This window comes from Bradyrhizobium cosmicum (assembly GCF_007290395.2).
Lineage (GTDB): Bacteria > Pseudomonadota > Alphaproteobacteria > Rhizobiales > Xanthobacteraceae > Bradyrhizobium > Bradyrhizobium cosmicum.
The window spans coordinates 6,109,243-6,133,692 of record NZ_CP041656.2 but is presented as its reverse complement, the minus strand read 5'-3'; the positions used below and the strand labels follow the sequence as shown (position 1 = coordinate 6,133,692).

The 24,450-nt window shown below is 65.7% G+C and carries 20 protein-coding genes; 7 read left to right on the top strand and 13 right to left on the bottom strand.

Features of this window, described 5'->3' with window-relative positions; genetic code table 11:
* Nucleotides 1–173 precede the first annotated feature (173 nt).
* A complete protein-coding gene (locus tag FNV92_RS29305) occupies nt 174–1,910 on the bottom strand; it encodes an adenylate/guanylate cyclase domain-containing protein (protein WP_143843493.1) in 1,737 nt (578 codons plus the stop codon).
* A 193-nt stretch (nt 1,911–2,103) separates the two neighbouring features.
* Here FNV92_RS29305 and FNV92_RS29300 point away from each other — a divergent pair, with 193 nt between their 5' ends.
* On the top strand, nt 2,104–3,771 hold the full coding sequence (locus FNV92_RS29300; protein WP_244623823.1) for a glycosyltransferase family 39 protein: 1,668 nt from the start codon (nt 2,104–2,106) through the stop codon (nt 3,769–3,771).
* A gap of 11 nt (nt 3,772–3,782) precedes the next feature.
* Here the strand turns inward: FNV92_RS29300 and FNV92_RS29295 are convergent, their stop codons facing one another.
* Together FNV92_RS29295 and FNV92_RS29290 are read right to left on the bottom strand one after the other, a co-directional pair.
* Complete coding sequence (locus tag FNV92_RS29295) at nt 3,783–4,811, bottom strand: YcjF family protein (RefSeq protein ID WP_143843495.1); 1,029 nt, start codon at nt 4,809–4,811, stop codon at nt 3,783–3,785.
* Entirely contained in the window at nt 4,808–6,277 is a 1,470-nt protein-coding gene (locus tag FNV92_RS29290) for a YcjX family GTP-binding protein (RefSeq protein WP_143843496.1), read from the bottom strand. The genes FNV92_RS29295 and FNV92_RS29290 overlap by 4 nt, the downstream gene beginning before the upstream one ends.
* Nucleotides 6,278–6,454: 177 nt before the next feature.
* Between FNV92_RS29290 and trhA the strand changes: the two genes are divergently transcribed.
* Together trhA and FNV92_RS29280 are read left to right on the top strand one after the other, a co-directional pair.
* A complete protein-coding gene (trhA, locus tag FNV92_RS29285; protein ID WP_015688335.1) occupies nt 6,455–7,150 on the top strand; it encodes a PAQR family membrane homeostasis protein TrhA in 696 nt (231 codons plus the stop codon).
* 50 nt (nt 7,151–7,200) lie between these two features.
* Nucleotides 7,201–7,995, top strand: coding sequence for an SDR family oxidoreductase (locus FNV92_RS29280; RefSeq protein WP_143843497.1), 795 nt, complete (start codon nt 7,201–7,203; stop codon nt 7,993–7,995).
* Nucleotides 7,996–8,168: 173 nt separating this feature from the next.
* On the opposite strand, the gene FNV92_RS29275 is transcribed toward FNV92_RS29280, so the two are convergent.
* Complete coding sequence (locus FNV92_RS29275) at nt 8,169–8,630, bottom strand: MarR family winged helix-turn-helix transcriptional regulator (protein ID WP_143843498.1); 462 nt, start codon at nt 8,628–8,630, stop codon at nt 8,169–8,171.
* A gap of 75 nt (nt 8,631–8,705) precedes the next feature.
* Between FNV92_RS29275 and FNV92_RS29270 the strand changes: the two genes are divergently transcribed.
* Nucleotides 8,706–9,482: an SDR family NAD(P)-dependent oxidoreductase gene (locus FNV92_RS29270; protein WP_143843499.1), complete on the top strand. Its 777-nt coding sequence runs from the start codon at nt 8,706–8,708 to the stop codon at nt 9,480–9,482.
* Nucleotides 9,483–9,653: 171 nt separating this feature from the next.
* On the opposite strand, the gene mdlC is transcribed toward FNV92_RS29270, so the two are convergent.
* The 4 genes from mdlC to FNV92_RS29250 form a co-directional block, all read right to left on the bottom strand.
* Nucleotides 9,654–11,276: a benzoylformate decarboxylase gene (gene mdlC / locus FNV92_RS29265; protein WP_143843500.1), complete on the bottom strand. Its 1,623-nt coding sequence runs from the start codon at nt 11,274–11,276 to the stop codon at nt 9,654–9,656.
* Between the two features lie 111 nt (nt 11,277–11,387).
* Nucleotides 11,388–12,239, bottom strand: a complete 852-nt coding sequence (locus tag FNV92_RS29260) for an HTD2 family dehydratase (RefSeq protein WP_015688330.1) — start codon at nt 12,237–12,239, stop codon at nt 11,388–11,390.
* 15 nt (nt 12,240–12,254) lie between these two features.
* Nucleotides 12,255–13,358, bottom strand: coding sequence for a CaiB/BaiF CoA transferase family protein (locus FNV92_RS29255; protein ID WP_015688329.1), 1,104 nt, complete (start codon nt 13,356–13,358; stop codon nt 12,255–12,257).
* A gap of 9 nt (nt 13,359–13,367) precedes the next feature.
* Nucleotides 13,368–14,537, bottom strand: coding sequence for an acyl-CoA dehydrogenase family protein (locus FNV92_RS29250; RefSeq protein ID WP_143843501.1), 1,170 nt, complete (start codon nt 14,535–14,537; stop codon nt 13,368–13,370).
* Between the two features lie 125 nt (nt 14,538–14,662).
* Here FNV92_RS29250 and FNV92_RS29245 point away from each other — a divergent pair, with 125 nt between their 5' ends.
* Nucleotides 14,663–15,583, top strand: coding sequence for a LysR substrate-binding domain-containing protein (locus FNV92_RS29245; protein WP_143843502.1), 921 nt, complete (start codon nt 14,663–14,665; stop codon nt 15,581–15,583).
* A 227-nt stretch (nt 15,584–15,810) separates the two neighbouring features.
* Here the strand turns inward: FNV92_RS29245 and FNV92_RS29240 are convergent, their stop codons facing one another.
* Together FNV92_RS29240 and FNV92_RS29235 are read right to left on the bottom strand one after the other, a co-directional pair.
* A complete protein-coding gene (locus FNV92_RS29240; protein WP_143843503.1) occupies nt 15,811–17,085 on the bottom strand; it encodes a cytochrome P450 in 1,275 nt (424 codons plus the stop codon).
* Nucleotides 17,086–17,325: 240 nt separating this feature from the next.
* A complete protein-coding gene (locus FNV92_RS29235; RefSeq protein WP_143843504.1) occupies nt 17,326–18,591 on the bottom strand; it encodes a cytochrome P450 in 1,266 nt (421 codons plus the stop codon).
* A gap of 313 nt (nt 18,592–18,904) precedes the next feature.
* Between FNV92_RS29235 and FNV92_RS29230 the strand changes: the two genes are divergently transcribed.
* Both FNV92_RS29230 and FNV92_RS29225 read left to right on the top strand, forming a co-directional pair.
* On the top strand, nt 18,905–20,050 hold the full coding sequence (locus FNV92_RS29230; RefSeq protein WP_186355524.1) for a YjgN family protein: 1,146 nt from the start codon (nt 18,905–18,907) through the stop codon (nt 20,048–20,050).
* 3 nt (nt 20,051–20,053) lie between these two features.
* Nucleotides 20,054–21,163 carry a M48 family metallopeptidase gene (locus tag FNV92_RS29225; protein ID WP_041748532.1) on the top strand — a complete coding sequence of 370 codons (1,110 nt, stop codon included), beginning with the start codon at nt 20,054–20,056 and terminating at the stop codon, nt 21,161–21,163.
* A 3-nt stretch (nt 21,164–21,166) separates the two neighbouring features.
* Here the strand turns inward: FNV92_RS29225 and upp are convergent, their stop codons facing one another.
* The 3 genes from upp to FNV92_RS29210 all read right to left on the bottom strand — a co-directional run bounded on the left by upp (nt 21,167) and on the right by FNV92_RS29210 (nt 24,435).
* Nucleotides 21,167–21,796: a uracil phosphoribosyltransferase gene (upp, locus tag FNV92_RS29220; protein WP_143843505.1), complete on the bottom strand. Its 630-nt coding sequence runs from the start codon at nt 21,794–21,796 to the stop codon at nt 21,167–21,169.
* A gap of 136 nt (nt 21,797–21,932) precedes the next feature.
* A complete protein-coding gene (locus FNV92_RS29215) occupies nt 21,933–23,171 on the bottom strand; it encodes a URC4/urg3 family protein (protein WP_143843506.1) in 1,239 nt (412 codons plus the stop codon).
* A gap of 7 nt (nt 23,172–23,178) precedes the next feature.
* The gene (locus tag FNV92_RS29210; protein WP_143843507.1) at nt 23,179–24,435 is read right to left on the bottom strand and encodes a GTP cyclohydrolase II; all 1,257 of its coding nucleotides are present in this window, start codon (nt 24,433–24,435) and stop codon (nt 23,179–23,181) included.
* Between the last annotated feature and the right edge of the window lie 15 nt (nt 24,436–24,450).

Sequence of the window (24,450 nt, the reverse complement as noted above, 5' to 3'; positions counted from 1 at the left end):
CCTAGCCCCGCGGGCGGTGCGCTCCCTCGCCCCGCCTGCGGGGAGAGGGCTGGGGTGAGGGGGAGTCTCCGCAAGGGAGGTGAGAGCTAGACTCGCGGAGAGTCCCCCTCACCCGGATTGCATCTACGATGCAATCCGACCTCTCCCCGCAAGCGGGGCGAGGTGAAGAAGAATCACGCCGCCACGCGCGCGCTGCCATCGACGAGTCCCGACAGCATCCTCGCATCCGCAACCACCCGCACGGCCATCGGCTCGTCGCGGCCGCGGATCGCGACGTCCTGCTGCGGCAGCGAATCGTCCGCAAGGCCGGCGGTGCGGCGGACCTCGTCCGAGACGATCGCCTCGCAAGCCAGCATCTTGGTCATGTCCTGGAGGCGGGCGGCGACGTTGACGGCATCGCCGAGTGCGGTGAAGACGATGTGATCGCGATAGCCGATGTCGCCGATGATGACCTCGCCGCAGTGAACGCCGATGCCGAAGCGGATCGGCTGGCGCAGATCATGACTCAGGAGCTGGTTCAACTCGTCGATGTTCGCGGCGATGCCGCTGGCTGCCTTCAGCGCCTGCCGGCAGGCTTCTTGCGGATCGGCCGACAGGCCGAACAGCGCCAGCATGCCGTCGCCGACGAATTGGTTGGGCTGGCCGCCGTTCTCGATCACGGCCTGCGACACCGCGCCGAGGAAGCGGTTGACGATGAAGACGGTGTCGAACGGCAGCCGTTTCTCGGCAAGCTGCGTCGAGCCGCGCATATCCACGAACAGGCTGACCAGATAGCGCTCCTGGCCGATTCTGGTGGGCGCCGAAGCATGCGCGTTGGCCGACAATGTGTGCGGCATGAAGAGCTGGAAGAAGGAGAGGTCGGTCTCCGGCCGCAGCTGGCAGGCGAGCCGGATCGAGGGATCGGCGGTGCCGACCCGCGCGAGCACGAAAGCTTCGCGCTGCGACGGCTCGGGCAGGGAGGCATGATCGCCGATGATGCGGATACGGCAGGTCGAGCAGCGGGCGCGGCCGCCGCAGACGCTGGCATGCGGCAGATTATGGCGCAGGCTTGCTTCCAGCACGGAGAGGCCCTTGGGCACGCGCACCGTCTTGCCGTTGCCGTAGGACAGCGCGATCATGCCGCCGCGGCGTTCGCGCAAGGCGCGTACGCCGCGCGCCGCGAGCGCCAGGGCGAGCAGGCCGAGATAGCCGATGGTGAGGCCGCCGGAGATGCGGTCGAGCGTGTCGGCCTCGGCGACCGTTCCAACCTGGCGCCGCGTCAGATTGTGCGTGCGCCACTCCCCATCGTCGGCTTCGATCGCGACGCTGCGGCCGCCCTGGTAGATGCCGAGCAACGCCAGCGTCGGGATCAGCACGGCGGCCGCCAGCAGGTAGGGCGCAGCGCGGGCGAACAACGGTTTCAGGCGGAGCCAGAAATAGATGCCAATGCAGCCATGGATCCAGGCGATGACGAGCAGGATCGTCATCAGCCAGAGCCGGCCGGGCGCCGCGACGAAGAAGAGGTAAAGCTCCTGCGGATAGAGCTTCTCGTGTCCGTACAGCGTCTGACCCAGCCGCACCCCGATCACATGCGCCATGACGAGCGCTGGGATGCTCAGCCCCAGCACGAGCTGGAGCGGCTCGATCGTCCGCCAGCGGAACTGTCGGCGCTGATACAGCGCGTAGATGCCCAGACCCATATGGGTGAGCGCGGCGGTGTAGAACACGAGCGCTACGGGGAGGAACTGCCAGAACAGGGTATGGTAGATGACCCCGACCTCCATGGCATCGACCGAGATATTGCCGAGCGCATGGTTGAGGAAATGGCTGACCACGTAAGCGAACAGGATGATCCCGCAGACCAGCCGCACCTGGCGCGCGCTGGTCGCACGGAGGAGTTCGGACAATCGTGAAGCGGCGGTGGCGGCCATGATTCGGTTGTATCAGTTCATCAAGGAGAACAGCCAGCCCGGCGTTTCATTCCCGGGGGTGACCGCGGGCCCGATCACATGCGCGACAAGCCCCGCATTGACTCCCCCTCCCAGGTTGGCGAAAAGCGCGGCCGTGACGACAGCTTCCGACATCACCACGCCCACCCGCGGCGCCGCGCGCCGTGTCCTCGTCATGGCCGTGCTCGTGATCGCGGCGATGACCGTGCTCCGCATCGTCTACGCCTCCGCGATCGAGCTGCGCACCGACGAGGCCTATTACTGGACCTGGTCGAAAGAGACCGCGCTCGGCTTCCTCGACCATCCCCCCATGATCGCCTGGTTCATCCGCGTGGGCACCGCGATCTTCGGCGACACCACGCTCGGTGTGCGCTTTGGAGGCATCGTCGCGATGCTGGTGACGCAGCTGTTGCTCGCCGACATCGTCCGCCGCCTCACCCATGATGCACGCGCGATCATGTTCGCGGTGCTGATGCCGGAGGCCGCGCTTTATTACGGCCTGCTGATGGCCAAGGTCGCGCCCGACGTCGCCATGATCCCGTTTGCGATGGCGATGATGTGGTCGCTGGTGCGGCTGGCGCAGAGTGGCGACGGCCGCTGGTGGCTGGCGGCCGGATTGTTCGCGGGCCTGTCGATGCTGTCGAAATTCACCGCGATCATGTTCGCGCCGGCGGTCGCCGCCTTCCTGCTGGTGCCGGATTGGCGCTGGCGCTGGTTGCGCAGCCCCTATCCTTACCTCGCGGTGCTGGTCGCCATCGCGGTGTTCTCGCCGGTGCTGATCTGGAACGCGCAGCACGACTGGGCCTCGTTCCGTTTCCAGGGCGTGCGCGCCACCGCCAATTACGGCATCTCGCTGCGGACGATCGGCGATTACATCGGCCTGCAATTCGGCCTGGTCGGCTTCGTGATGCTGCCGGTGGTGTTGACCGGGCTGGTGACGACGGCATGGCGCGGCTATCGCACGCGCGAGCCGGTCGCGATCCTGCTGTCGACTGCGGTGCTGGTGCCGTTCCTCTATTTCCTTGCCAAATCGACGACGCTGAGGGTCGGCGACACCTGGCCGATGTTCATGTGGCCGGTCGGTTTCGCCGCGGCCGCGGTGAACCTTGTGATGCTGTCGCGTGAGAATCGATCGGCGCGTTTGATCCGGTCGAGCCTGTTCTGGCTCAACACGGCGGTCGTCTCGGGCATCGCCTTCGTCGTGATCGTGTTCCTCTATTACGTCGCCGCGCCCTGGAATTTCCTCGGCAAGATCGATCCGATCGGCGCCGAGGCCGGCTACGAGCAGGTCGCGGCGCGCGCGCAGGCCGCACTCGACGAGACCGGCGCGACCTGGATCGCCACCACGGACTACCGCACCTTTGCGATGATGCGCTGGCTGTTCCGCGGCCGCGTTCCCGTGATCGAGATCAACGAGCGCGGCCGTTTCCAGGATTTTGGCGATCCCGGCATGGACAGGATCAGGGGCCACGCCGGCATCTATGTCGGCCGCGAGCCTGACGATCGCGCCCCGGTGTGGGACGCGATCCCTGCCAGGCGCGAGCAGCTTGGCCAGGTCGAGCGCCGCTGGCGCGGCCTCGTGATCGACACGTATGCGATCGAAAAACTGAGCGGCTGGACCCCGGAGCTGTCACCGCCGAAGGATTCGCCGCTATTCCAGTGGAAGGTGCTGGCGGGGGCTTACCCTCCCCTGGAGGGGGAGGGTCGATCGCGCGAAGCGCGAGCGGGGTGGGGTGATCTTTCCACGCGGGCAGTGTTGGAGGTGGAGAGACCGTCACCCCACCCCGCTACGCATTGCGCTTCGCTCCATGCGCAGCGACCCTCCCCCTCCAGGGGAGGGTAAGCGCGAGCCGCTTACGCCTCGTCGTCTTTCTTCCGCAACAGATCTGTCGCCAGATCCGACAGCTTCGGCGGCGGCAGCGCCGCGAACGGCAACGGCCTTGTGACGTCGATCGCGGCCAGGCCCAGCCGCGCCGTCAGCAGTCCGTTGAGGATCCCTTCTCCCAGCCGCTGCGACAGCTTCGCCGCGATACCGTGGCCGAGCATCTGCTGCACCAGGCTGTCGCTCGCGGCCATGCCGCCGGTGATGGCGAGATGGGCGATGACATGGCGGAGCAGGCGGATCATGCCGAGCGCGCCGGGCCGGCCGCCATAGAGATAGGCGAGCTGGCGGATCAGCCGCAGCGCGGCGACGAACACGAACATCACGTCGATCGCCGCGCGCGGGCTCACCGCCGTGACGATCGAGACTTTCTGCGCGGCTGACGACACCAGCCGACGCGCCTCCGCATCCAGCGGCGACATCAATTCGCGTTCGGCGAGCCGGATCATGTCGGCGCCGTCGATGATTTCGCCGGTATGGCTCTCCAGCGCGGCGCGGGCGCGCGCGAGCTGCGGGTTCTGGTGCGCGAGCTTTAGCAGGTCCTGCACGATGGCGCGGCTCTCCTTGCGGTCGTCGCTGGCAAGCACCGCAGCCGCGCGCGCATGCAGCTTCTCGATGGTCGCGAGGCGCGCGAGCCCGAACGCCTCGCGCCCGATCACGACCGCAAGTGCCAGCGCGGTGACGAAGGCAAAGGCAACGCCGACGAAGCCGAGCGTTTCGCTGCGTGCGAACAGATCCTCGATCAGATGGACCACGCCGAGCCCGGTGCCGAGCAGCGTCAGCCCGGCGAGCCCGGACCAGAACAGTGCGCCCCAGGGGAAGCCGCGCCGCGCCGGCAGCGTGGCTTCGATCGGCACCGGCAGCGCCTGAGGATCGTGCTCCGGCGTGATCTGGATCGTGGTGCGGCCAAGTCGCGCCGCTTCGTCGGCCTCGGTGACGACGACGCCGGGATCGTCGAGCCGGAACGTCGCCGGCCGCCGTGGCGTGGATCGCTCGTTCATGACAGCTTGTCTCCGATCAGGAACTGCAACGCCCGGTCGAGGCGGATGTGAGGCAGTGTCGGTTCGTCCGCGCCCACGCGTTCGAGCTTGGGCGGACGGAAGCGCAGGAAGCGGAAGTCGCTTGTCCCGGCGGTTTCCGTCGACAGACCGCGGAACGCATCCGTGCCGTTGAAGAGCGCCTCGGGATCCAGAGGCAGGTCACCCGGAAAGGTCGCGACCTCCGTGGTGCCGTCGAAAAACTCGCCGCCGGCGCTTTCGCCCGCGGCCGGCGTTCCCAGGATCGACGGCAATTTGTCGCGGCCATGCGCGACCTGCGCTTCGCGCGTGGCGCGTACGGCCGCCAGCGCGACGACGTCGATCGCCGCGCCAGTATCTTCCGCGCGCGCCACGGCGCGGCCGACCGCACGCCGCAGCACGGCCTCTAGCCGGTCGTGGCTGGAATGATGCAGATGATCCGCTTTGGTTGCCGCGAACAGGATGCGGTCGATGCGCGGGCGGAACAGGCTGGAGAGGATCGTGCTGCGGCCGATGTTGAAGCAGTCGAGAATGCCGGCAAGCGCGGCTTCGAGATCGTGCAGCGCCTCGGGGCCCGCGTTGAACGCGGCGAGCGCGTCGGCCAGCACGATCTGGCGATCCAGCCGGGCGAAGTGATCACGAAAGAACGGCCGCACCACCACGTCCTTGTAAGCCTCGTAGCGGCGCACCATCATCGCCCACAGCGAGCCCTCCGGCGCCTGCCCGTCGATGGGCACGTCGAGCGGCGCAAAGGTCAGCGCCGGCGAGCCTGCGAGATTGCCGGGCATCAGGAAGCGGCCAGGCGGCAGCAGGCTCATCGCGAACCGCTCGTCGCGGCAGGCGCGCAGATAATCGGTGAACAGCTTTGCCGCTGTGAGCGTGGCCTGCTCGTCCTCGCGTGCCTCGGGCTTGAGCGTTGCAAGGTGTGCGTGCCATTCGGCGGCGACGTGCGCGCGCGGCGCCTCGCGCGACAGCGCCAGGCTCTCGATGGACCATTGCTCGAAGCTCTTCTGGAGCAGCGGCAGGTCGAGCAGCCATTCGCCGGGATAGTCGACGATGTCGAGCGTCAGGGTGCGGTCGGCGCCGTTCGGGCGCTGGTAGTCGATCACGAGGCGCAACTCGCTGATATCGACGGTCGAGCTCGGCCAGTGCCGATCCTCGATCAGTGCGTGCAGATGGCTTTCATAGGCAAAGCGCGGCACGGCATCGTCAGGCTGTGGCGCCAGATTGGTCCGCGCGATCCGGCCCGAAGCATAGGCCTCGAATACCGGAAACCGGCCACCGCGGGTCAGACCGTGGATCAGCGCGGTGATGAACACGGTTTTACCGGCCCGCGACAGGCCGGTGACTCCGAGCCGCACCGTGGGATTGAAGAAATGCTCGCCATAGTCGATCAGCGCCCGGGCCGACAGGCGCGCCTCTTCGACCATATCCTGAAAGGTGAATGCCATATGAACGCTGGAAATCCCAGGCGGGGAACTGTGAGACTGTTCACAAAAGTGGCAATTGCATCAGGAAAATCAAGCTTCATACTTCCACCGCCATTGTCTGCAATCAACCGATTGAACGACGCGCGGGTGCCGAAAGACCCATAGAAGAGGGCATTGTCTTAGCCTTTACGGATTGTCATGACCGTCTTCCAACTGAAGCAGCTTGCCTCTAACTCCGTCCATGCCGCGGCCGACGCGATCGGCTGGCACTACGACCGCGCCGAACTGATCGCCGACGGCATCATCCACGCCATCGGTGTACTGTCGGGGATCATCGCCGCGACGGTCCTGGTGGTGCTTGCGGTGGTCTATGCCGACGCCACCGACATCGTCGGCGTCTCGATCTATGTCGCCGGCCTGCTCTCGATGCTGGTGCTGTCGGCGACCTATAATCTCTGGCCGGTCTCGCCTGTCAAATGGCTGCTGCGCCGGTTCGATCATTCCGCGATCTATCTTCTGATCGCTTCCACCTACACGCCGTTCATCCTGGAGTTGAAGGACAGCGTGTTTGCGCTGGTGCTGCTGGTCTGCGTCTGGTGTGTCGCGATATCAGGCATCGTGTTGAAGCTTCGCTTTCCCGGCCGGTTCGACCGCGTTGCGGTCGGCATCTATCTTGCGATGGGATGGAGCGGCATCATGCTGTACGACGCTGTGGTCAAGGCGCTGCCCGCGCTGGTGCTGGGCTTCATCCTTGCGGGCGGGCTGCTCTACAGCTTTGGCGTGATTTTCCACGCCTGGCGGCGGCTGCGCTTCCAGAATGCGATCTGGCACGGCTTTGTCTTGGCCGGCGCGGCATGCCATTATACCGCGGTGCTCGACCTCGTGTTGAGCTGAGGAATTCCGCGAAGCGGTACAAGGCAAGATAAGACAAGAGGAGACGTCGCATGCAGGTGACCGACAAGGTCGTGGTCGTCACGGGCGGCGCTAATGGCATCGGCAAGGCGATGTGCGAGGCCTTCCACGCCGCCGGTGCGGCCAAGGTCGTGGTCGCCGATATGGACGCCGACAACGCAAGGGCGGTCGCCGCCACGGTGGATGGTGCCGCCTTCAAATGCGACGTCGCGCAGGAAAGGGATATTTCCCACGTCATCGAGGAGACCGAGAAGCAGTTCGGGCCCATTGCCCTGTTCTGCTCCAACGCCGGCATCGGCGGCGGCTTCGATCCGATGTCGCAAAATGCCGGCGGCGCTTCGGACGAGCCGTGGCAACGGAGCTGGGCGATCCACGTCATGGCCCACGTCTATGCCGCGCGGCATCTCATCCCCCGCATGAAGACGCGCGGCGGCGGCTATTTCCTCAACACCATCTCCGCCGCGGGCCTGCTCTCGCAGGTCGGCAGCCCGGCCTATTCCACCACCAAGCACGCCGCAGTCGGCTTTGCCGAAAACCTCGCGATCTCGCACAGGGCTGACAACATCAAGGTCTCGATCCTCTGCCCGCAGGGCGTCGACACCAACATGCTGCGCTCGATCCCCAAGGGCCCGCAATCCGGCGATGGCGATCTGACGCCCGAGCAGGTCGCAAAGGACGTGCTCGCCGGCCTCGATCAGGAGACGTTCCTGATCCTGCCGCACCCCCAGGTGCTCGGCTACATGCGCAAGAAGACCGAGAATTACGACCGCTGGATCGGTGGCATGGCCAAGATCCAGGCCAGGATGCGGGAAGAGTTCGGGAACTAGATAAGACAGGCGCCAAAAACTCGGTGTCGTCCCCGCGAACGCGGGGACCCATAACCACAGGGAGAAGTTTGGCGAAGACGGGTGGTTGTTCCTTCCCGCGGTACTGGCACTTCCGCTTTACTTATAAATCACGCGGTATGGGTCCCCGCGTTCGCGGGGACGACAGCCGTGGGCTACGCCACCGACTCCACCCCTTCATCCACCCGGCTCTCCCGCAACGCCCGCGCATAGAGCATCATCCCCTCGCGCACCTTGCGCTGTTCGGCCTCCGTGAGCACCGCCAGAGCGCCACTCACCTGCTGCCGGCCGAATGCATGCAGCGCCGCCATGGTGCGCTGGCCTTTCGCCGTCAGCGACAGCCTCTTGCTGCGTGCATCATCCGCGTCCGGCGTCTCGCTGAGCTCGCCGCAATCGATCAGCTTGCGCACCAGGCGGCTGACGCTGGATTTTTCCAGCCGCAGGAAATCGCCGAGCTCGCCTGAATTCATCGGCCCGCGGATTCCAATCTCCAGAATGGTGTGCACGGCCGAGGGCGGATAGTCCGACGCCGCCACCGTCGCATCCATGAAACCGAGCTCGCGCACCATCAGGCGCGAGGCGGCGCGGATGTCGTCGATCAGCGAAAGCCCGGCCATATTGACTTCCTGAGTATAGTTGTATCATACAACTATATGCGCGCAGCGGCGCGCGCAAGCGTTTTGGAGTGAGCCATGAGCGAAACCTTGCCGGCCGGAATGCGGATGAGAGGCAAGGTCTGCCTCGTCACGGGCGGCGGCAGCGGCATCGGCCGCGCCACGGCCCTGCAGATGGCGGCCGAAGGCGCGGAGGCGATCTTCGTTGCGGGCCGGCGTGAGGCCGAGATCGAGGCCACCGCCGCGGCATGCCGCGAACTCGGTGCGAACGCGATCGCGATCCAGACCGACATCACGCGGGAGGACGACGTTGTGCGCCTCGTCCGTACCGCGGTCGAGCGTTGCGGCCGGCTGGATGTCGTCTTCAATAATGCCGGTTTCCAGGAACGCCGCGCGCCGCTGGAAGAGCAGGGCATGGAGATCTACGACAGCGTGTTCGACACCAATGTCCGCGCGCTGTTCCTGTGCCTGCGCCACCAGCTGCCGGCGATGCTCGCGCAAGGCCGTGGCAGCATCGTCGTCAACGCCTCCGTCAGCGGCGTGCGCAATCCCAATCCCGGCTTTTCGCTCTATTCGGCCTCGAAGGCCGCCGCGATCTCGCTGACCCGCTCTGCGGCGATGGAGAACGCCCCGCGCGGCGTCCGCATCAACGCCATCGCGCCGGGCCGCGTCGTCACCGACATGATGCTGCGCGCCGGCGTCGGCGACATCGCAACCGTCAGTGCGGGCCTGCCGCTGCGGCGGATGGGAACGCCGGAGGAAGTTGCGGAGGCCGTGGTGTGGCTGTCGTCCGACGCATCGTCATACGTCGTCGGGCATGTGTTGGCGGCGGATGGAGGATTCCTGGCGTCTTAGTTGGCGGCGCGCGCAACAAACTCAGTGTCGTCCCCGCGAACGCGGGGACCCATAACCACAGGGAGTTATTGTGGCGCGAAGCTGCCCACTACGAGTCTTCGCCAAATGTCTTCCTGTGGGTATGGGTCCCTGCGTCCGTGCGCAATTGCGCACCCGGCAGGGACGACATCTTCAATGCTTCTGCCCGTAAAGCACCGGCACCGCCGAGTCCACGACAACTTCCACCAGGCTGGTGCCCTCATGCGCCATCCCGCCCTTGAGCGCCTCACCCAGCTCGTCCGCCTTGCTCACCCGTACCGCGTGGCAACCCATGCCTTCGGCCAGCCGCACGAAATCGATCCCCGGCAACTCCAGCCCGGGCACGTTCCTCACCTGCATCACCTGGCTGAACGAGCGCATCGCGCCGTAGCCGGAATTGTTGATGACGACGATGGTGAGCGGCAGCTTGCGTTGTGCGGCCGTCCATAGCGCCTGGATCGAATACATCGCCGAGCCGTCGCCGATCAGGCAGACGGTGCGGCTGTTCGGCTTGCCGAGCGCCATGCCGACGGCGGCGGGGAGCGAATAGCCGAGGCCGCCGCTCGCCATGGTGTAGAAACTGTCCTGGCCGCGCATCGGCATGAACTTCTGCATCGCCGGCCGGTGCGAGGGCACTTCCTCGACCAGTGAGCTACCTTCCGGCATCGCCTGCGATAGCGAGTGGAGCAAAAACTCCACCGGCAGCGGATCGGCCGCTTGCGGCGCCGGCGGCAGCGTGCGCCCTTTCGGCGTCGCGCGCTTGCTCTCCGGCAGCAAGTCGAGCAGCAGGCTCAGCGCGGGCTTCATCGTCGCGATGATGCTGGTGCCGACCGGTGTCACCGCCGCCGCATCCGGATCGTCCGTGATCTGAAAGATGGTCGCGCCGCCGTCGAAGATCGCGGCATGGCCCTCGACATGGAAGGTGAACACCGGTGCGCCGACCACGACGACGAGGTCGTGCTCGCGCAGCGCATCGGAGAGTTGCGCGGGCGAGGCGTGCAGGAAGCCCGCGAACTGCGGATGCCGTTCGGGAAACGAGCACCGCGCCGAGAACGGGCTGACCCAGACGCTGGCCTTGGCCTTCTCGGCCACGCGCACCATCAGATCGACAGCGCCGGCGCGATCGACGCCGGGGCCGACGACGAGGGCAGGGTTCTTTGCTGAGCCGAGCGCCGCAACCAGCGCCTTCATCGCGTCAGGCTCGGGTCCGATCTCGCGGCTGACCTTGCGCGCCTCGATCGGCGCTGCGGCATGCGCCCAGTCGTCGACCGGGATCGACACGAAGGTCGGCCCGCACGGCGGCTGCATCGCGGTGTAATAGGCGCGTGCGATCGCGGCCGGCACGTCCTCGGGCCGCGCCGGCTCGACGCTGTACTTGACGTAAGGTCGGGGAAACTCGGAGGCGCGCTCGGCATAGAGAAACGCCTGCAAGGGGAGGATCGAGCGCGCCTGCTGGCCGGCGGTGATCACGAGCGGCGTCTGGTTGCGATGCGCGGTGTAGATGTTGCCAAGCGCGTTGCCGACGCCGGCCGCCGAATGCAGATTGACGAAGCCCGCATTGCGCGTCGCCTGCGCATAGCCATCGGCCATGCCGACCGCGGAAGCCTCCTGCAGCGCCAGCACATAGTCGATGTCGTCGGGCCAGTCGCTCAGGAACGGCAGCTCGGTCGAGCCGGGATTGCCGAACACCCTGTCGATGCCGAAGGAGCGCAGCAGGTCGAGGGTTGCCTGCTTGACGGTGACGGATTTGGTGCCGCTCTTGCCGTTCTTGGCCATGGTCTCCGTCCCCTGATGCCTATTGTTTGGTTCGTCATTCCGGCGCGCGAAGCGAACCCGGAATCTCGAGATTCCGGGTTCGATGCTTCGCATCGCCCCGGAATGACGAACCTACCACACCGCCGTCCCCTTCATCGTCGGCTGCCCTTCGGCGTTCGCGGTCCACAGCTCCATGCCCGCCTCGGTCTCGTTGGCGTTGATGGAGAACTCCGTGCCCTCGAACAGCGGCTGCAAGCCGCGATAGGTGAACTTCCTGGGTGCCTTGCCGCCGCGCAGCTTCGCCGCCAGCTCGACGATGAACGCCGCCTGCAGCGGGCCGTGGAAGATCAGGCCCGGATAACCCTCGACCTTGGTGACGTAGTCGCGGTCGTAATGGATGCGGTGGCCGTTGAAGGTCAGCGCGGAATAGCGGAACAGCAACACCGGATCGGAGACATGGGTCTCGCGATGCTGCGCCTTCGGCGGCGGAGGCGGCGCCTTCGCACTTGCGGGCGCGCTGCTCGTCATCTCGCGATAGACGATGTCCTGCCGCTCGCGGATGGCGACACCGCGCGGCGAGGAAATGCTGTGCTCGACCGACACGAAGCACAGCGTGCCGGTCGATCCTGTCTTCACCTGCACGTCGGCAATGCGCGAGGTTCGCGTCGATTCATCGCCAACCTGCAGCGGCTGCAGGAATTCGATCTCGCCGCCGGCCCACATCCGGCGCGGCAGCGGCACCGGCGGCAGGAAACCGCCGCGGGTCGGGTGGCCGTCGGGCCCGAGCATCGCCATCGGAAACACCGGCTGCGCCAGGCACCAATGCACCGTGAACGGTGCGGCGTCGCCCCTTTTGGGCTCGCCAACCTCCTGGAACAGCGTCGCGCGCAAACCCATGACGAGCTGCGCGGTGACGATGTCGGTGGCCTCGGTGCTGCGGCCGATCCATTGCCGCAAATGGTCGATGTCGAGCTTCTCGCTCATGACGCCTCGCTCTTGTTATGACTTCTTGGCTGGTTTCTCGCCGATCGCGGGCACAGCGCCGTAAGCCCGCGTCTCGCCGACGATGATCGGCGCCGGCGCAGGATAGCTGACACGGCCGTTCGGCGTGTCGACCTCGATGCGGCGCAGATGCGGATGGTTGGTGAGGTCGGCCATGGTGTTGACCTCGGCAAAGGCGATGTCGGCCGCGGAGAGCCGCTTCAGCAGCTCGTCGCGGGTCAGGCTGCCGAAGGCATCGCCCACCGTCTTGTCGGTGAAGTCGCGGTTGCGCACGCGCTCGACGCCATTGGCGACGCGCGGATCGTTCGGCAGGTCGGGGTTATCCAGCACCTTCGCGCACAGCGTCTTCCACTCGCGCTCGCTCTGGATCGAGATCAGGATGTCCTTGCCGTCCTTCGAGGTGAACACGCCATAGGGCGCGATCGAGGGATGGCGCAGCCCCATGCGCTTGGGCGGATTGCCGGCCTCGGAGTTGAGCAGCGGCACGGTGCACCAGTCCGCCATCACGTCGAACATGGAGATGCGGATGTCGGCGCCCTTGCCGGTGCGCGCGCGCCCGATCAGCGCCTCCAAAATCGCGGCATGCGCGGTCGCGCCGGTCGCGACGTCGACGATCGACATGCCGACGCGCGAAGCGCCATCGGGATTGCCGGTGATCGAGGCAAGTCCGCTCTCGGCCTGGATCAAGAGGTCATAGGCCTTGCGCTGCGCGTAGGGGCCTTCGTCGCCATAGCCGGTGATCGTGCAGGAGATCAGCCTGGGATAGTCCTTCAAGAGCCGCTCGCGCGAAAAGCCGAGCTTGTCCATCGAGCCCGGTTTGAGGTTCTGCAGCAGCACGTCGGCGCTCGCGATCAGCTTCTCGAGCTCGGCGCAGCCCTCTTTGGTGGCGAGATCGACCACCGCCGATTGCTTGCCGCGGTTGAGCCAGACGAAATAGCTGCTCTGGCCCTTGGCGGCCGCGTCATAGCCGCGGGCGAAATCGCCTTCAGGCCGCTCGATCTTGATCACCTCCGCGCCGGCATCCGCGAGGCGCGACGAGCAGAACGGCGCCGCCACCGCCTGCTCGACCGCGATCACCCTGATCCCGTCCAATGCTCCCATGGCGAGACCTCAGTACGAGCGGGGCATGCCGAGCACGTGCTCGGCGATGAAGGACAGCACGAGGTTGGTCGAGATCGGCGCGACCTGATAGAGCCGCGTCTCGCGGAATTTGCGCTCGACGTCGTATTCCTCGGCGAAGCCGAAGCCGCCATGGGTCTGGACGCAGGCGTTCGCCGCTTCCCACGATGCATCGGCCGCCAGCATCTTGGCCATGTTGGCTTCCGCGCCGCAATCGAGTCCGGCCTCGTATTTGCGCGTGGCCTCCTTCACCATCAGCTCGGCCGCGCGCATCGCGGCGTAGGCCTTGGCGATCGGGAACTGGATGCCCTGATTCTGGCCGATCGGCCGGCCGAACACGGCGCGCTCCTTGGCGTAGTTCGTCGCCTTGGCGATGAACCACTTTGCGTCGCCGACGCATTCAGCCGCGATCAGGATGCGCTCGGCATTCATGCCGGAGAGGATGTAGCGAAAGCCCTTGCCTTCCTCGCCGATCAGATTCTCCGCCGGCACCTTCATGTCGGTGAAGAACACTTCGGTGGTGGCGTGGTTCATCATGGTGCGGATCGGGCGGATCTCCAGGCCCTTGTTCTTGGCCTCGCGCATGTCGACGATGAACACGGAGAGACCGTCGGTGCGCTTCTTGACCTCGTCCTTCGGCGTGGTCCGCGCCAGCAGCAGCATCAGGTCGGAATGCTCGGCGCGGCTGGTCCAGATCTTCTGGCCGTTGACAATGTAGCCGGCATTGCCGTCCTTGCGCGCGAAGGTCTTCAGCGAGGTCGTGTCGGTGCCGCTGGTCGGCTCGGTGACGCCGAACGCCTGCAGCCGCAATTCGCCGCTCGCGACCTTCGGCAGATATTTCGCCTTCTGCTCGTCGCTGCCGTGCCGCAGCACCGTGCCCATCGTGTACATCTGGGCATGGCAGCCGCCGCCGTTGCAGCCGGCGCGCTGGATCTCCTCGAGGATTGCCGCGGCTGCCGAAAGTTTCAGCCCCGCGCCGCCATATTCCTCGGGGATCAGCACCGAGAGATAGCCGGCCTCCGTCAGCGCGTCGACGAAGGCCTTCGGATAGGCCATCTCGCGATCGAGCTTGCGCCAGTATTCGCCGGGAAACTGCGCGCACAGCTTTGCGACGGCCTCGCGGATGTCGGCGTGATCTTCAGTGTGGTGGTCTTCACTCATGGCGTTTCCTAATGGGTGCGGCAGTCAAGATAACGCCGGCCGATCCCCTGGCGTTGTGAAAACAATGCCAGCCCCCTATGCTCATTTGCTATAGCGTATGGAGTAGCCTTCCAGGATTGGCAAGCATGGATTTCCGTCAGCTCAGGACCTTCAGTTGCGTAGCGGAGCTCGGCAGCCTCTCCAAGGCCTCCGACACGCTGCGCGTGGCGCAGCCCGCGCTGAGCCGGCAGATCAAGCTGCTGGAGCATGAGCTGCGTGTCGAGCTGTTCACGCGCAACGGCCGCGGCATGGTGCTGACCGAGGCCGGCCGCCTGCTGCTGGCGCGCACCTCCGGCATCGTGCGCCAGATCGACCAGATCCGCGACGACATCCAGTCGGCCAAGGGGCCGCCGTCCGGCCAGGTCGTGCTGGGCCTCGTCCCGACCGTGAGCTGTGTGCTGTCGGCGCGCTTTGCGCGGCGCTGCGTCGAAAAATTTCCCGGCATTTCGCTGCGCATCGTCGAGAGCTACAGCGGCCATCTGGTCGAATGGCTGCATCGCGGCGAGATGGACCTCGCCATCCTCTACGGCCGCTCCGCCGATCTGCATCTCAACGTCGAGAGCCTTGGCCGCGACAACATCGTCGCGGTCGGCCCGCGTGGCTGCGGCCTCGCGCGCAAGAAGAGCGTCGAGATCGGCTGGCTGCTGCGGCAGCGGCTGGTGCTGCCCAGTCATTCCCATGGCCTCCGCGCGCTGATCGAGCACGCAGCCGCCCAGCGCAAGATCAAGCTCAACGTCCAGCTGGAAGCGGATTCTTTTCGCGTGCTGACCAGCCTGGTCGAGGAGGGCCTTGGCTTTGCGCTGCTGCCGCCGTCGTCGGTGCACGGCGAGGTCGCCGACGGGCGGCTGGAAACCGCTGTCGTCTCCAGGCCGATGACGCGCGAGCTCATTTTCGCCTCTCCGATCGACCGCCCGGCCTCGACGGCGTCGCTCGCCATCACTGCCCTCCTGCGCGACGAGGTCGCCGCCTGCCGCAAGGAAGGCCTGTGGGACATCAAGCTGAGCTAGATGCTTGCAGTGTCGTAGAACAGCCGCGCGCCATCGTGCCTTCGCATCTGGCGCGACCTGTCATGCCGGAATTTTATAGCTGGGCCGGCACCGCGTTCACCGCTGCGGCCGTGACGCGCATGTGCGGCCAAAACCTCGTCATTGCGAGCGCAGCGAAGCAATCCAGACTGTCTCCGCGGTGGGATTCTGGATTGCTTCGCTGCGCTGGCAATGACGGTGGATAGAGCCTATCCCGGTATCCGCACCGGCAGCGACTCATATCCCTTGATGAAGCTGGAATAGATCCGCTTCGGCTCGCCGACCACCTCGATGCGGTCGAACCGCTTCAGCATCTCCTCCCAGACGATTCTGAGCTGCAGCTCGGCAAGGCGCATGCCGACGCAGCGGTGGATGCCGAAGCCGAAGGAGAGATGGGTGCGCGGCCGCGGGCGGTCGATGATGAACTCGTTCGGCTTGTCGAACATCTCCTCGTCGCGGTTGCCGGAGACGTACCACATCACGACGCGGTCGCCCTTCTTGATGTGCTTGCCGCCGATTTCAGTGTCCTGCAATGCGGTGCGGCGCATATGCGCCAGCGGCGTCTGCCAGCGGATCACCTCCGGCACCATGGAATCGATCAGCTCCGGATTGGCGCGGAGCTTGTCGTACTGCTCGGGATTCTCGTTCAGCGCCAGCACCGAGCCCGTCATGGTGTTGCGCGTGGTGTCGTTGCCGCCGACGATGAGCAGGATGATGTTGCCCATGAGGTTGTCGGGGTCCATGAAACGCGTGGCGTCGTTGTGCGCCATCAGCGACAACAGGTCGTTGCGCGGCGCGGAGTTGACGCGCTCGTTCCAGAGCTTCGACATGTAGGCGTAGCACTCGTCCATCTCGCGGCGGCGCTCTTCGGCGGAGGCGACGATGCCGCTCTTGGGCAGCGCGGTCGCGACATCAGACCAGCGCGTCAGCTTGCGCCGCTCGTCCCAGGGGAAGTCGAACAGGGTCGCCAACATCTGCGTCGTCAGCTCGATCGAGACCCGCTCGACGAAGTTGAAGGTCTCGTTGCGCGGCAAATTGTCGAGCACGGTCTGCGAGCGCTGGCGGATCAGTTTTGCCAGCTCGTCCAGATGCGCCGGCGTGAACATCGGCGACACCGTCTTGCGCTGCGACGAATGACGCGGCTGGTCCATCGCGATGAAGCTCGGCCAGTCATAGCCCTGCGGCACGTCGCGGATCCCGATGCCGCCGAGCGTCGAGTCGGATGAGAAGATGCCGTGATTGGTGTCGACATGCATGATGTCGTCGTACTTCACCACCGACCAGTACGGTTCGATCGGCGCGTTGGTGCAGTGATGCACCGGCTCTTCCTCGCGCAGCCGTTCGAACCACGGCCACAGCGTGTCGTCCTGGAACAGCCTGGGCGCGCCGGGGTGAAACTGCGCCAGCGGCGTCGCATAGGCCTCCTCGCGGGCCCTGCGCATGCGTTCGGCCTTGTCGGTCTTGACCGGAGTCTGGATGTTCATTGGTGGTAGCTCCAGTGTTGGTTTCTAACCTCTCCCGCTTGCGGGAGAGGCAGCGGCCGCCACCGGCGGCCGACCTCTTAAGAAACGCCGAGGCAAAGCCTCGGCTATGGCGCAGCGCCGGGTGAGGGTTTTCTCCTCTTGGGGGCTCTCGATTGAGGAGACACCCTCTCCCCAACCCTCCCCCGCAAGCGGGGGAGGGGGCGCAGCTTCCCCGTGGATTTCATTCGGGCTCATCGTTCCTCACGCCGCAATCTTCACCGGCAGAGCTTCAAAACCCTTTACGAAACTCGAATAGACCCGCTTGGGTTCACCGACCACGTCGATATGGTCGAAACGCTTCAGGATCTCTTCCCAGATAATCTTGAGCTGGAGTTCGGCAAGCCGCAAGCCGACGCAGCGGTGGATGCCGAAGCCGAAGGACAGATGCGTGCGCGGGCGGGCGCGATCGATGATGAAGTCGTAGGGCTTCTCGATCGCCTCCTCGTCGCGGTTGCCCGAGACGTACCACATCACGACCTTGTCACCTTTCCTGATCTGCTTGCCGCGGAACTCGAAATCGGCGAGCGCGGTGCGGCGCATATGCGCCAGCGGCGTCTGCCAGCGGATCACCTCCGGCACGAAACTGTCGAGCAGCGCCGGATTGTCGCGCAGCTTGCGATACTGCTCCGGATGCCGGCTCAGTGCGTGGAGCGAGCCTGACATGGTATTGCGGGTGGTGTCATTGCCGCCGACGATCAAAAGAATGAGATTGCCGAGGAAGTTCTTGGCATCCATGTCGCGCGTCGCGGCGCCATGCGCCATCATCGAGAGCAGGTCGCTTTTCGGCGGCTGCGCGATGCGCTCCTTCCACAGCCGGGCGAAATAGCCGGCGCATTCCGCAAGCTCGGCCTGCCGCTCGTCTTCGGTGGCGACGAGGCCGTCGGGCCCGGGAATGGTGGTGGCGATATCGGACCAGCGCGTCAGCTTGCGGCGGTCCTCCCAGGGAAAGTCGAACAGCACCGCGAGCATCTGAGTGGTGAGCTCGATCGAGACGCGATCGACCCAGTCGAACACTTCACCGCGCGGCAGATTGTCGAGGCACTCCGCCGAGCGCTTGCGGATGTTGAGGGCGAGATTGTCCAGATGCGTCGGCGTGAACATCGGCGCCACGGTCTTGCGCTGGGCGGCATGGCGCGGCGGGTCCATCGAGATAAAACTCTCGCGGCGCAAATCCGGGTCGATGTCGCGGATGGTGATGCCGCCAAGCGAAGAGGCCGAGGAGAACACGGAATGGTTGGTCTCGATCTCCATGATGTCGTTGTAGCGCGTCACCGACCAGTACGGCCCGAACATCGAGTCCTTGCAATAGTGCACGGGATCTTCCCGGCGCAGGCGGTCGAAATAGGGCCAGAACGTATCGGTCCTGAACAATTCGGGATCGCCCGGATCGAACTGCTCCAGCGGCAGTGATGACGCACGCTCGCGCAATGCGTCGAGCTTGGCCGCGCTCTCGATGGTCCCATGCATGACCGTTCTCCCTGACATTTCCCCGCGCGCCTTTTTATGAATTCTGCGCTGCGGTATTTGATTTGCAATTACAGCCCGTTGTCGGCGCCGGAGCAAGGGTGAGTTTCGCCACATCCAACCTTTGCGAGAGGGTTGGATGGCCGTCACGTCGGTCTGTCAACGTGATCTCCCGCACGCCGTTGCCCGTGGAATCATGCAAGAAGCGGACGGAAATCGAGCCAAATCGAACCCGCCCGTCTTGGGGCTCGACTAATCTTTGATCTATAGTTTGAACGCAACAGATCCGCATCCCGAGGTTGCCGCCGTGAACGACATGCAATGGGCCCCGATCGGCTCCGAACCGCTCCCGCCGCCGCTGCCGCCCACGCGGGTCGACTTCACCGGCAACCGCTCCGAATTCCGCAAATTGGTCACCAAGGGTGCCTTGCTGGAGCTCGTCACCTTCGGCTTCTACCGGTTCTGGCTCGTCACCGACATTCGTCGTCATCTGTGGTCGCACACCGCGATCGACGGTGACGCCGCCGAATATACCGGCCGGGCCAAGGAGCTTTTGATCGGCTTCCTGTTCGCGCTCGCGATCCTGGTGCCGATTTACCTCGCTTATTTTCTGGTCGGTATCGAGTTCGAGCGCTGGCAGGGCTTTGCCTCGACGCCGCTGTTCATCAGCTTCTACGCCTTCGGCCAGTTCGCGATCTTTCGCGCGCGGCGCTATCGGCTGACGCGCACGGTCTGGCGCGGCGTCCGGTTCTGGATGGACGGCTCGGGCTGGGCCTATTCGTTCCGCGCCATGGCGTGGGGCTTGCTGGTGTTCCTCACCCTCGGCCTGGCGCTGCCCTGGCGCGAGGCCTCGCTCGAACGCTACAAGATGCGGCACACCCATTACGGCGATCTCTCCGGCGATTTCGAGGGCGACGGCTGGACCTTCTTCAAGCGTGCGTGGTGGCTGTGGCTGCTGAGCCCGATCGCGCTCCTCATCTTCCCGCTCGCGCCGTTCGTCTATGCCGAGTTCAAGGCGCGCGAATGGCGCTGGTGGCTCGACGGTATCCGCATCGGCGAGGTCAGCCTGTCCTCGCAATTGCCGCATGACGCGTTCTATGGCCTGTACTGGAAAGTGATCGGCTGGTGGATGCTGCTCACGACCGTGTTCGCCGCCTATATGGGCGGCGCCGCGTTGCTCGTCGTCCAGCTGAGCGGCGTTCCGGCCGATCAAATGTTCGAAGCCGGCAATACTGCCAGGAGCATCCCGATGGTCGTGATGATGGTCATCGGCTATTTTGCCCTCGCGCTCGCGATCAACATCGTCATGCGGGTCTATCTGCAGCGTGATATCTGGGCCAAGGTGCTGGAGACCGTCGAGGTGCACAACATCGGAGCCGCGGCGGACGTGCGTGGCAGCGGCGAGCTTGCCAGCGCGCTCGGCGAGGGTTTTGCCGACGGGCTCGATGTCGCGGGATTTTGATCTGTGAGTGAGTTGTCACCTGAGTCCCCCAGGCAGTCCGCCAGGCCGACGATCTTCTTCGATGGCGTGTCGAGCCGCAGGCGGCAGGTGACGCTGGCGCTCGGCGACGCGCTCGAGATTGCCGAGGAGGGCGTCGCGCCCGTTCGCTGGGCCTATGCCGACATCCGCCGCGCCGACAGCCCGGCCGGAGTGTTGCGTCTTGCCTGCACCTCCGCGCCGTCCCTGGCGCGGCTCGAAATCCGCGACGCCGCGCTGGCCGCCGACGTCACCGCCCGCTGCCTACGTCTCGACGAGCACCAGACCTCGCGTCGCGGCATCGCAAAAATCGTCGGCTGGTCGGTGGCGGCCGCCGTCTCCATCGTCTGTGTCGTGCTGTTCGGCGTGCCGCTCGCCGCGGACCGTCTCGCGCCGCTGGTGCCGAAACCGATCGAGCGGCGCATCGGCGATGCGTCGGAGGTCCAGGTCAAGACCGTCTTCGGCGGCAAGGCATGCGAGGATCCGGCCGGGAAAGCCGCCTTCGTGAAGCTTGTCAACCGCCTGCGTGATGCCGCCGGTCTCGACGACGATGCCATGACGGCGGGCGTGCTGCCGACTTCGGTGCCAAACGCGTTCGCGCTGCCCGGCGGCAAGGTCTACGTGCTGAAGGGCCTGCTCGACAAGGCGGAGAACCCGGACGAGATCGCCGGCATCCTTGCCCATGAGCTCGGCCATCTCAAGCATTACGACAACATGCGCGGGCTGATCTACAACGGCGGCACCTCGTTCCTGATCGGCCTGCTGTTCGGCGACGTCACCGGTTCCTCCGCCGTGATCTTCGCCTCGCGCAGCGTGGTCGAGGCCTCCTATTCGCGCGAGGCCGAGACCGCTGCCGACACGTTCTCGATCGAGATCATGCACAAGCTCGGCCGCTCGCCGAAGCCCGCGGCCGAGCTGATGTACCGCATCACCGGCAAGGAAGGCGGCGGCCTCACGTCGATCCTGGCGAGCCATCCGCTCACCGAGGACCGGCTCGCCCGCATGACGAAAGAGGACCGCCCCGCCAGCGGCCCGCCGCTGCTGACGGACAAGGAGTGGCAGGCGCTGAAAGGAATTTGCGGCAGCGGGAAGATCTGAAAGTTATCGCGTCCCGTAAGCGCGGTCGCCGGCGTCGCCGAGGCCCGGCAAAATAAAACCGTTCTCGTCGAGGCCTTCGTCAACCGCCGCCGTCCAGATCGGTACGTCCGGATGCAAGCCGCGCAGCCGCTCGAGCCCTTCGGGCGCGGCGATCAAACAGGCGAGGCGGATGTCTTTCGCACCGCGCTCCTTCAGCCGGTCGATTGCGGCCACGGCCGTGTTGGCGGTGGCAACCACCGGCGTCACCACGATCGCCAGGCGCTCGCTGAGATCGGATGGCGATTTGAAGAAATACTCGACCGCCGCAAAGCTGTGCGGCTCGCGGTAGAGCCCGATATGCGCGACCCGCGCGGTCGGCACCAGATCCATCATGCCGTCGACGAAGGTCGTGCCGGCACGCAGCATCGGCACGAACACCAGCTTCTTGCCGGCGATCTTGGCCGAGTGCATCGTCGCCAGCGGCGTCTCGATCACGGTGTCGGCGAGCGGCAGGTCGCGCGTGACCTCGTAGCACAAGAGCATGCCGATCTCCTTGATCAGCTCGCGGAATGATTTGGTCGAGATGGACTTGTCCCGCACCAGCGTCAGCTTGTGCTGCACCAGCGGATGATCGACGATCGTGACGCCTTCCATGATCGGATGCTCCTGAAATTCATCGAGTCGTCATTGCGAGCGCAGCGAAGCAATCCAGAGTCCCACCGCGGAAAGATTCTGGATTGCTTCGCTGCGCTCGCAATGACGTGCGTGGTCGCAAATCTCTGTTCATGATCTAAAACACCGTGCCGTCGCTGATCACCTTGAGCGGCGGCGAACCATCGGGGCGGCGCGCAAAGGCAATGGCGCGGCCTGCGGCCCAGGTGCCGCCTTCCAGGATGCTGGCGAGCGGCAACGAGGCCGGCGTGCGGTCGAGTTTTGCGCGAACGATTTCAGCCAGCCGGTCGAGCAGCGCCACAGTCAGTGCGCGCCACTCGACGACGAGCAGCGAGTCCACCGCATGCGCGCGCCCGGCGTCGGCGGGATCGCGCAGGCGCAGCACCGCATGATCGACGAACAGGCCGCCGTTGCGATATTCGGCAAGCCCAGTCAGGCCGTCGATATCGGTGACGTCGAAGCCGGCACGCTGGAGCGGCTCGATCAGCGAATAGCTCAGCCATTGCGACAGCTTGTGCAGCGGCACCAGGCCGGTGGTCGCATCATCCGTCTGAAGCGCGGGATGGCGCCAGCAATCGCCGAGCGGAATCCCGGCGAGTTCGAGTCGCGACGGCCAGATCGGCCCAAGCTGGTTCAATACCGCGGAGAGGATTGCGGGCGCGGCGATGGCGCCGTCCTTGGCTTGCGCTGCGATGTAGTCGAACAGGCCGCCCGGCCGTGGGCTGTCGTGCAGGCCGAAAACATCCGCGCGCTCCGCGACGAGCCGGCCGAGACGCTGCAGGAGATCCGTACGGCCTTCGAGGCCGAGCAGGGGATTGGCGTCCGTCACCTGAAACGCGGATGTCAGTGCGGCGAGCGGCAGCGTTGCGAGCACATCCGCATCGACCCTGAAGGGGGCGCGCGGATCGCCGGAAAACAGGCCGCTTGCGAACATATCGAGGCTCGCGATCGCGAGCCCCTCGGACCGGCCGATGCCTTCTCCCGTCACCGCGTCGCGGTAGCGCCACACAGCACCCGCGCCGGCATCGAGCAGAACGCTGACGATGGCGAGGTCGAATTCCGCGCGCGCACGTGTGGCGCGGTCAGGCCACGATGCGGCATCCGCCAGCCGCGCCCAGCGGTCGATGCCGCCGAGCACGAAATGCCGCCACCGCGCATGGAAGGGAATCTCCAGCGTCGGATAGGCCTTTCGCGTCACCGCGAGCACGGCTTCCGCGACGGCGTCCATGTGATCGAGATCGACGGTGAAATGCGTGAGACCGCCGTTCAGGCCGATCTCGAGCATGTCGCCGGCCCGCGCGCGAACCGCTTCTGCACTGAGCAGCGAGCGGGCCTGCAGTTCCAGAGCGTCGGTCATCGCTTGATCAATATTTTTCCAGCGATCGCCCGACCACGCCGTTGACGTCCGTCTCGGGCGCGATGTCGGTCGAGTAGTAGCCGGCAGCCTTCTTCGCGGCGATCTCGACATGGGCGTCGGCCGGAATGAGCTCGAGCGGGATCGGCACGCGCTCGACGATATCGATGCCCTGCGATGTCAACGCGTCGTGCTTCATGTCGCTCATCGAGAGGAACCGGTCGATGCGCTTCAGGCCGAGCCAGTGGATCGTATCCGGCATCAATTGCTGGAAGCGCGCATCCTGGACGCCGGCGACGCATTCGGTGCGTTCGAAATAGGCGGCGGCCGCATCGCCGTCCTCCTGCCGCTTGCGCGCATTGTAGACCAGGAATTTGGTGACCTCGCCGAGCGCGCGGCCTTCCTTGCGGTTGTAGATGACGAGCCCGAGCCCGCCCTCCTGCGCGCCGCGCGCGGATTCCTCGATGCCGTGGATCAGGTAGGGCCGGCAGGTGCAGATGTCGGAGCCGAACACGTCGGAGCCATTGCACTCGTCATGCACGCGGCAGGTGATCTTGGTGCGATGATCGGGCAGCTTGGTCACGTCGCCGAACATGTAGACCGTGGTGCCGCCGATCGGCGGCAGGAACACCTTCATGTCCGGCCGGGTCACGAGCTCGGGGAACATGCCGGCGGTCTGCTCGAACAGCGTGCGGCGCAGCTCGGTCTCGCCGATGCCGAAGCGCTCGGCAAGGCCGGGCAGATACCAGACCGGATCGATCGCGATCTTCACCACGGAGACGCTGCCATTGGCATGCACGACCTCACCGTCGGCGCGCAGCCGCTTTGCCGCCAGCGCCTCGCGGATCTCCGGCAGGTCCAGCCGCGCGCGGGTCACCGCGATGCTCGGACGGATATCGATTCCCTCGGCGATGTCCTTGCCGAAATTCTCCGCGACCAGATGCCCCCAGGGATCGAGCGCGACGATCTTTGCGGGATCGCGCCATTGCTCGAATGGCCCGATGGTCGCTGCCGGAAACGTGTTGGTGAGGTCAGGGCGCCGGATCGGATCGAGCGCGCCGGCGGAAACGGCGAGCGCGCGGTACATCGCATAGGAGCCGCCATGGCTGCCGATCACGTTGCGATCCCCGGCGCGCGACACCGTGCCGATGATTGGCCCGCGGGCACGCGCATCTGCGGCACCCCAATGGATCGGGAAGGCGGCCTTCCGGCCCGGCTCTGGATGGGAGGTCAGGCGGATGTGGTCGGTACGGTTCGCGCGGCTCATGACCAAACTCCCAAA

Bases quoted from the DNA above. Each gene is read 5' to 3' on its own strand.
- FNV92_RS29305 (WP_143843493.1), bottom strand. From the start codon at position 1,910: ATGGCCGCCACCGCCGCTTCACGATTGTCCGAACTCCTCCGTGCGACC.
- FNV92_RS29300 (WP_244623823.1), top strand. From the start codon at position 2,104: ATGGCCGTGCTCGTGATCGCGGCGATGACCGTGCTCCGCATCGTCTAC.
- FNV92_RS29295 (WP_143843495.1), bottom strand. From the start codon at position 4,811: ATGAACGAGCGATCCACGCCACGGCGGCCGGCGACGTTCCGGCTCGAC.
- FNV92_RS29290 (WP_143843496.1), bottom strand. From the start codon at position 6,277: ATGGCATTCACCTTTCAGGATATGGTCGAAGAGGCGCGCCTGTCGGCC.
- trhA (WP_015688335.1), top strand. From the start codon at position 6,455: ATGACCGTCTTCCAACTGAAGCAGCTTGCCTCTAACTCCGTCCATGCC.
- FNV92_RS29280 (WP_143843497.1), top strand. From the start codon at position 7,201: ATGCAGGTGACCGACAAGGTCGTGGTCGTCACGGGCGGCGCTAATGGC.
- FNV92_RS29275 (WP_143843498.1), bottom strand. From the start codon at position 8,630: ATGGCCGGGCTTTCGCTGATCGACGACATCCGCGCCGCCTCGCGCCTG.
- FNV92_RS29270 (WP_143843499.1), top strand. From the start codon at position 8,706: ATGAGCGAAACCTTGCCGGCCGGAATGCGGATGAGAGGCAAGGTCTGC.
- mdlC (WP_143843500.1), bottom strand. From the start codon at position 11,276: ATGGCCAAGAACGGCAAGAGCGGCACCAAATCCGTCACCGTCAAGCAG.
- FNV92_RS29260 (WP_015688330.1), bottom strand. From the start codon at position 12,239: ATGAGCGAGAAGCTCGACATCGACCATTTGCGGCAATGGATCGGCCGC.
- FNV92_RS29255 (WP_015688329.1), bottom strand. From the start codon at position 13,358: ATGGGAGCATTGGACGGGATCAGGGTGATCGCGGTCGAGCAGGCGGTG.
- FNV92_RS29250 (WP_143843501.1), bottom strand. From the start codon at position 14,537: ATGAGTGAAGACCACCACACTGAAGATCACGCCGACATCCGCGAGGCC.
- FNV92_RS29245 (WP_143843502.1), top strand. From the start codon at position 14,663: ATGGATTTCCGTCAGCTCAGGACCTTCAGTTGCGTAGCGGAGCTCGGC.
- FNV92_RS29240 (WP_143843503.1), bottom strand. From the start codon at position 17,085: ATGAACATCCAGACTCCGGTCAAGACCGACAAGGCCGAACGCATGCGC.
- FNV92_RS29235 (WP_143843504.1), bottom strand. From the start codon at position 18,591: ATGCATGGGACCATCGAGAGCGCGGCCAAGCTCGACGCATTGCGCGAG.
- FNV92_RS29230 (WP_186355524.1), top strand. From the start codon at position 18,905: ATGCAATGGGCCCCGATCGGCTCCGAACCGCTCCCGCCGCCGCTGCCG.
- upp (WP_143843505.1), bottom strand. From the start codon at position 21,796: ATGGAAGGCGTCACGATCGTCGATCATCCGCTGGTGCAGCACAAGCTG.
- FNV92_RS29215 (WP_143843506.1), bottom strand. From the start codon at position 23,171: ATGACCGACGCTCTGGAACTGCAGGCCCGCTCGCTGCTCAGTGCAGAA.
- FNV92_RS29210 (WP_143843507.1), bottom strand. From the start codon at position 24,435: ATGAGCCGCGCGAACCGTACCGACCACATCCGCCTGACCTCCCATCCA.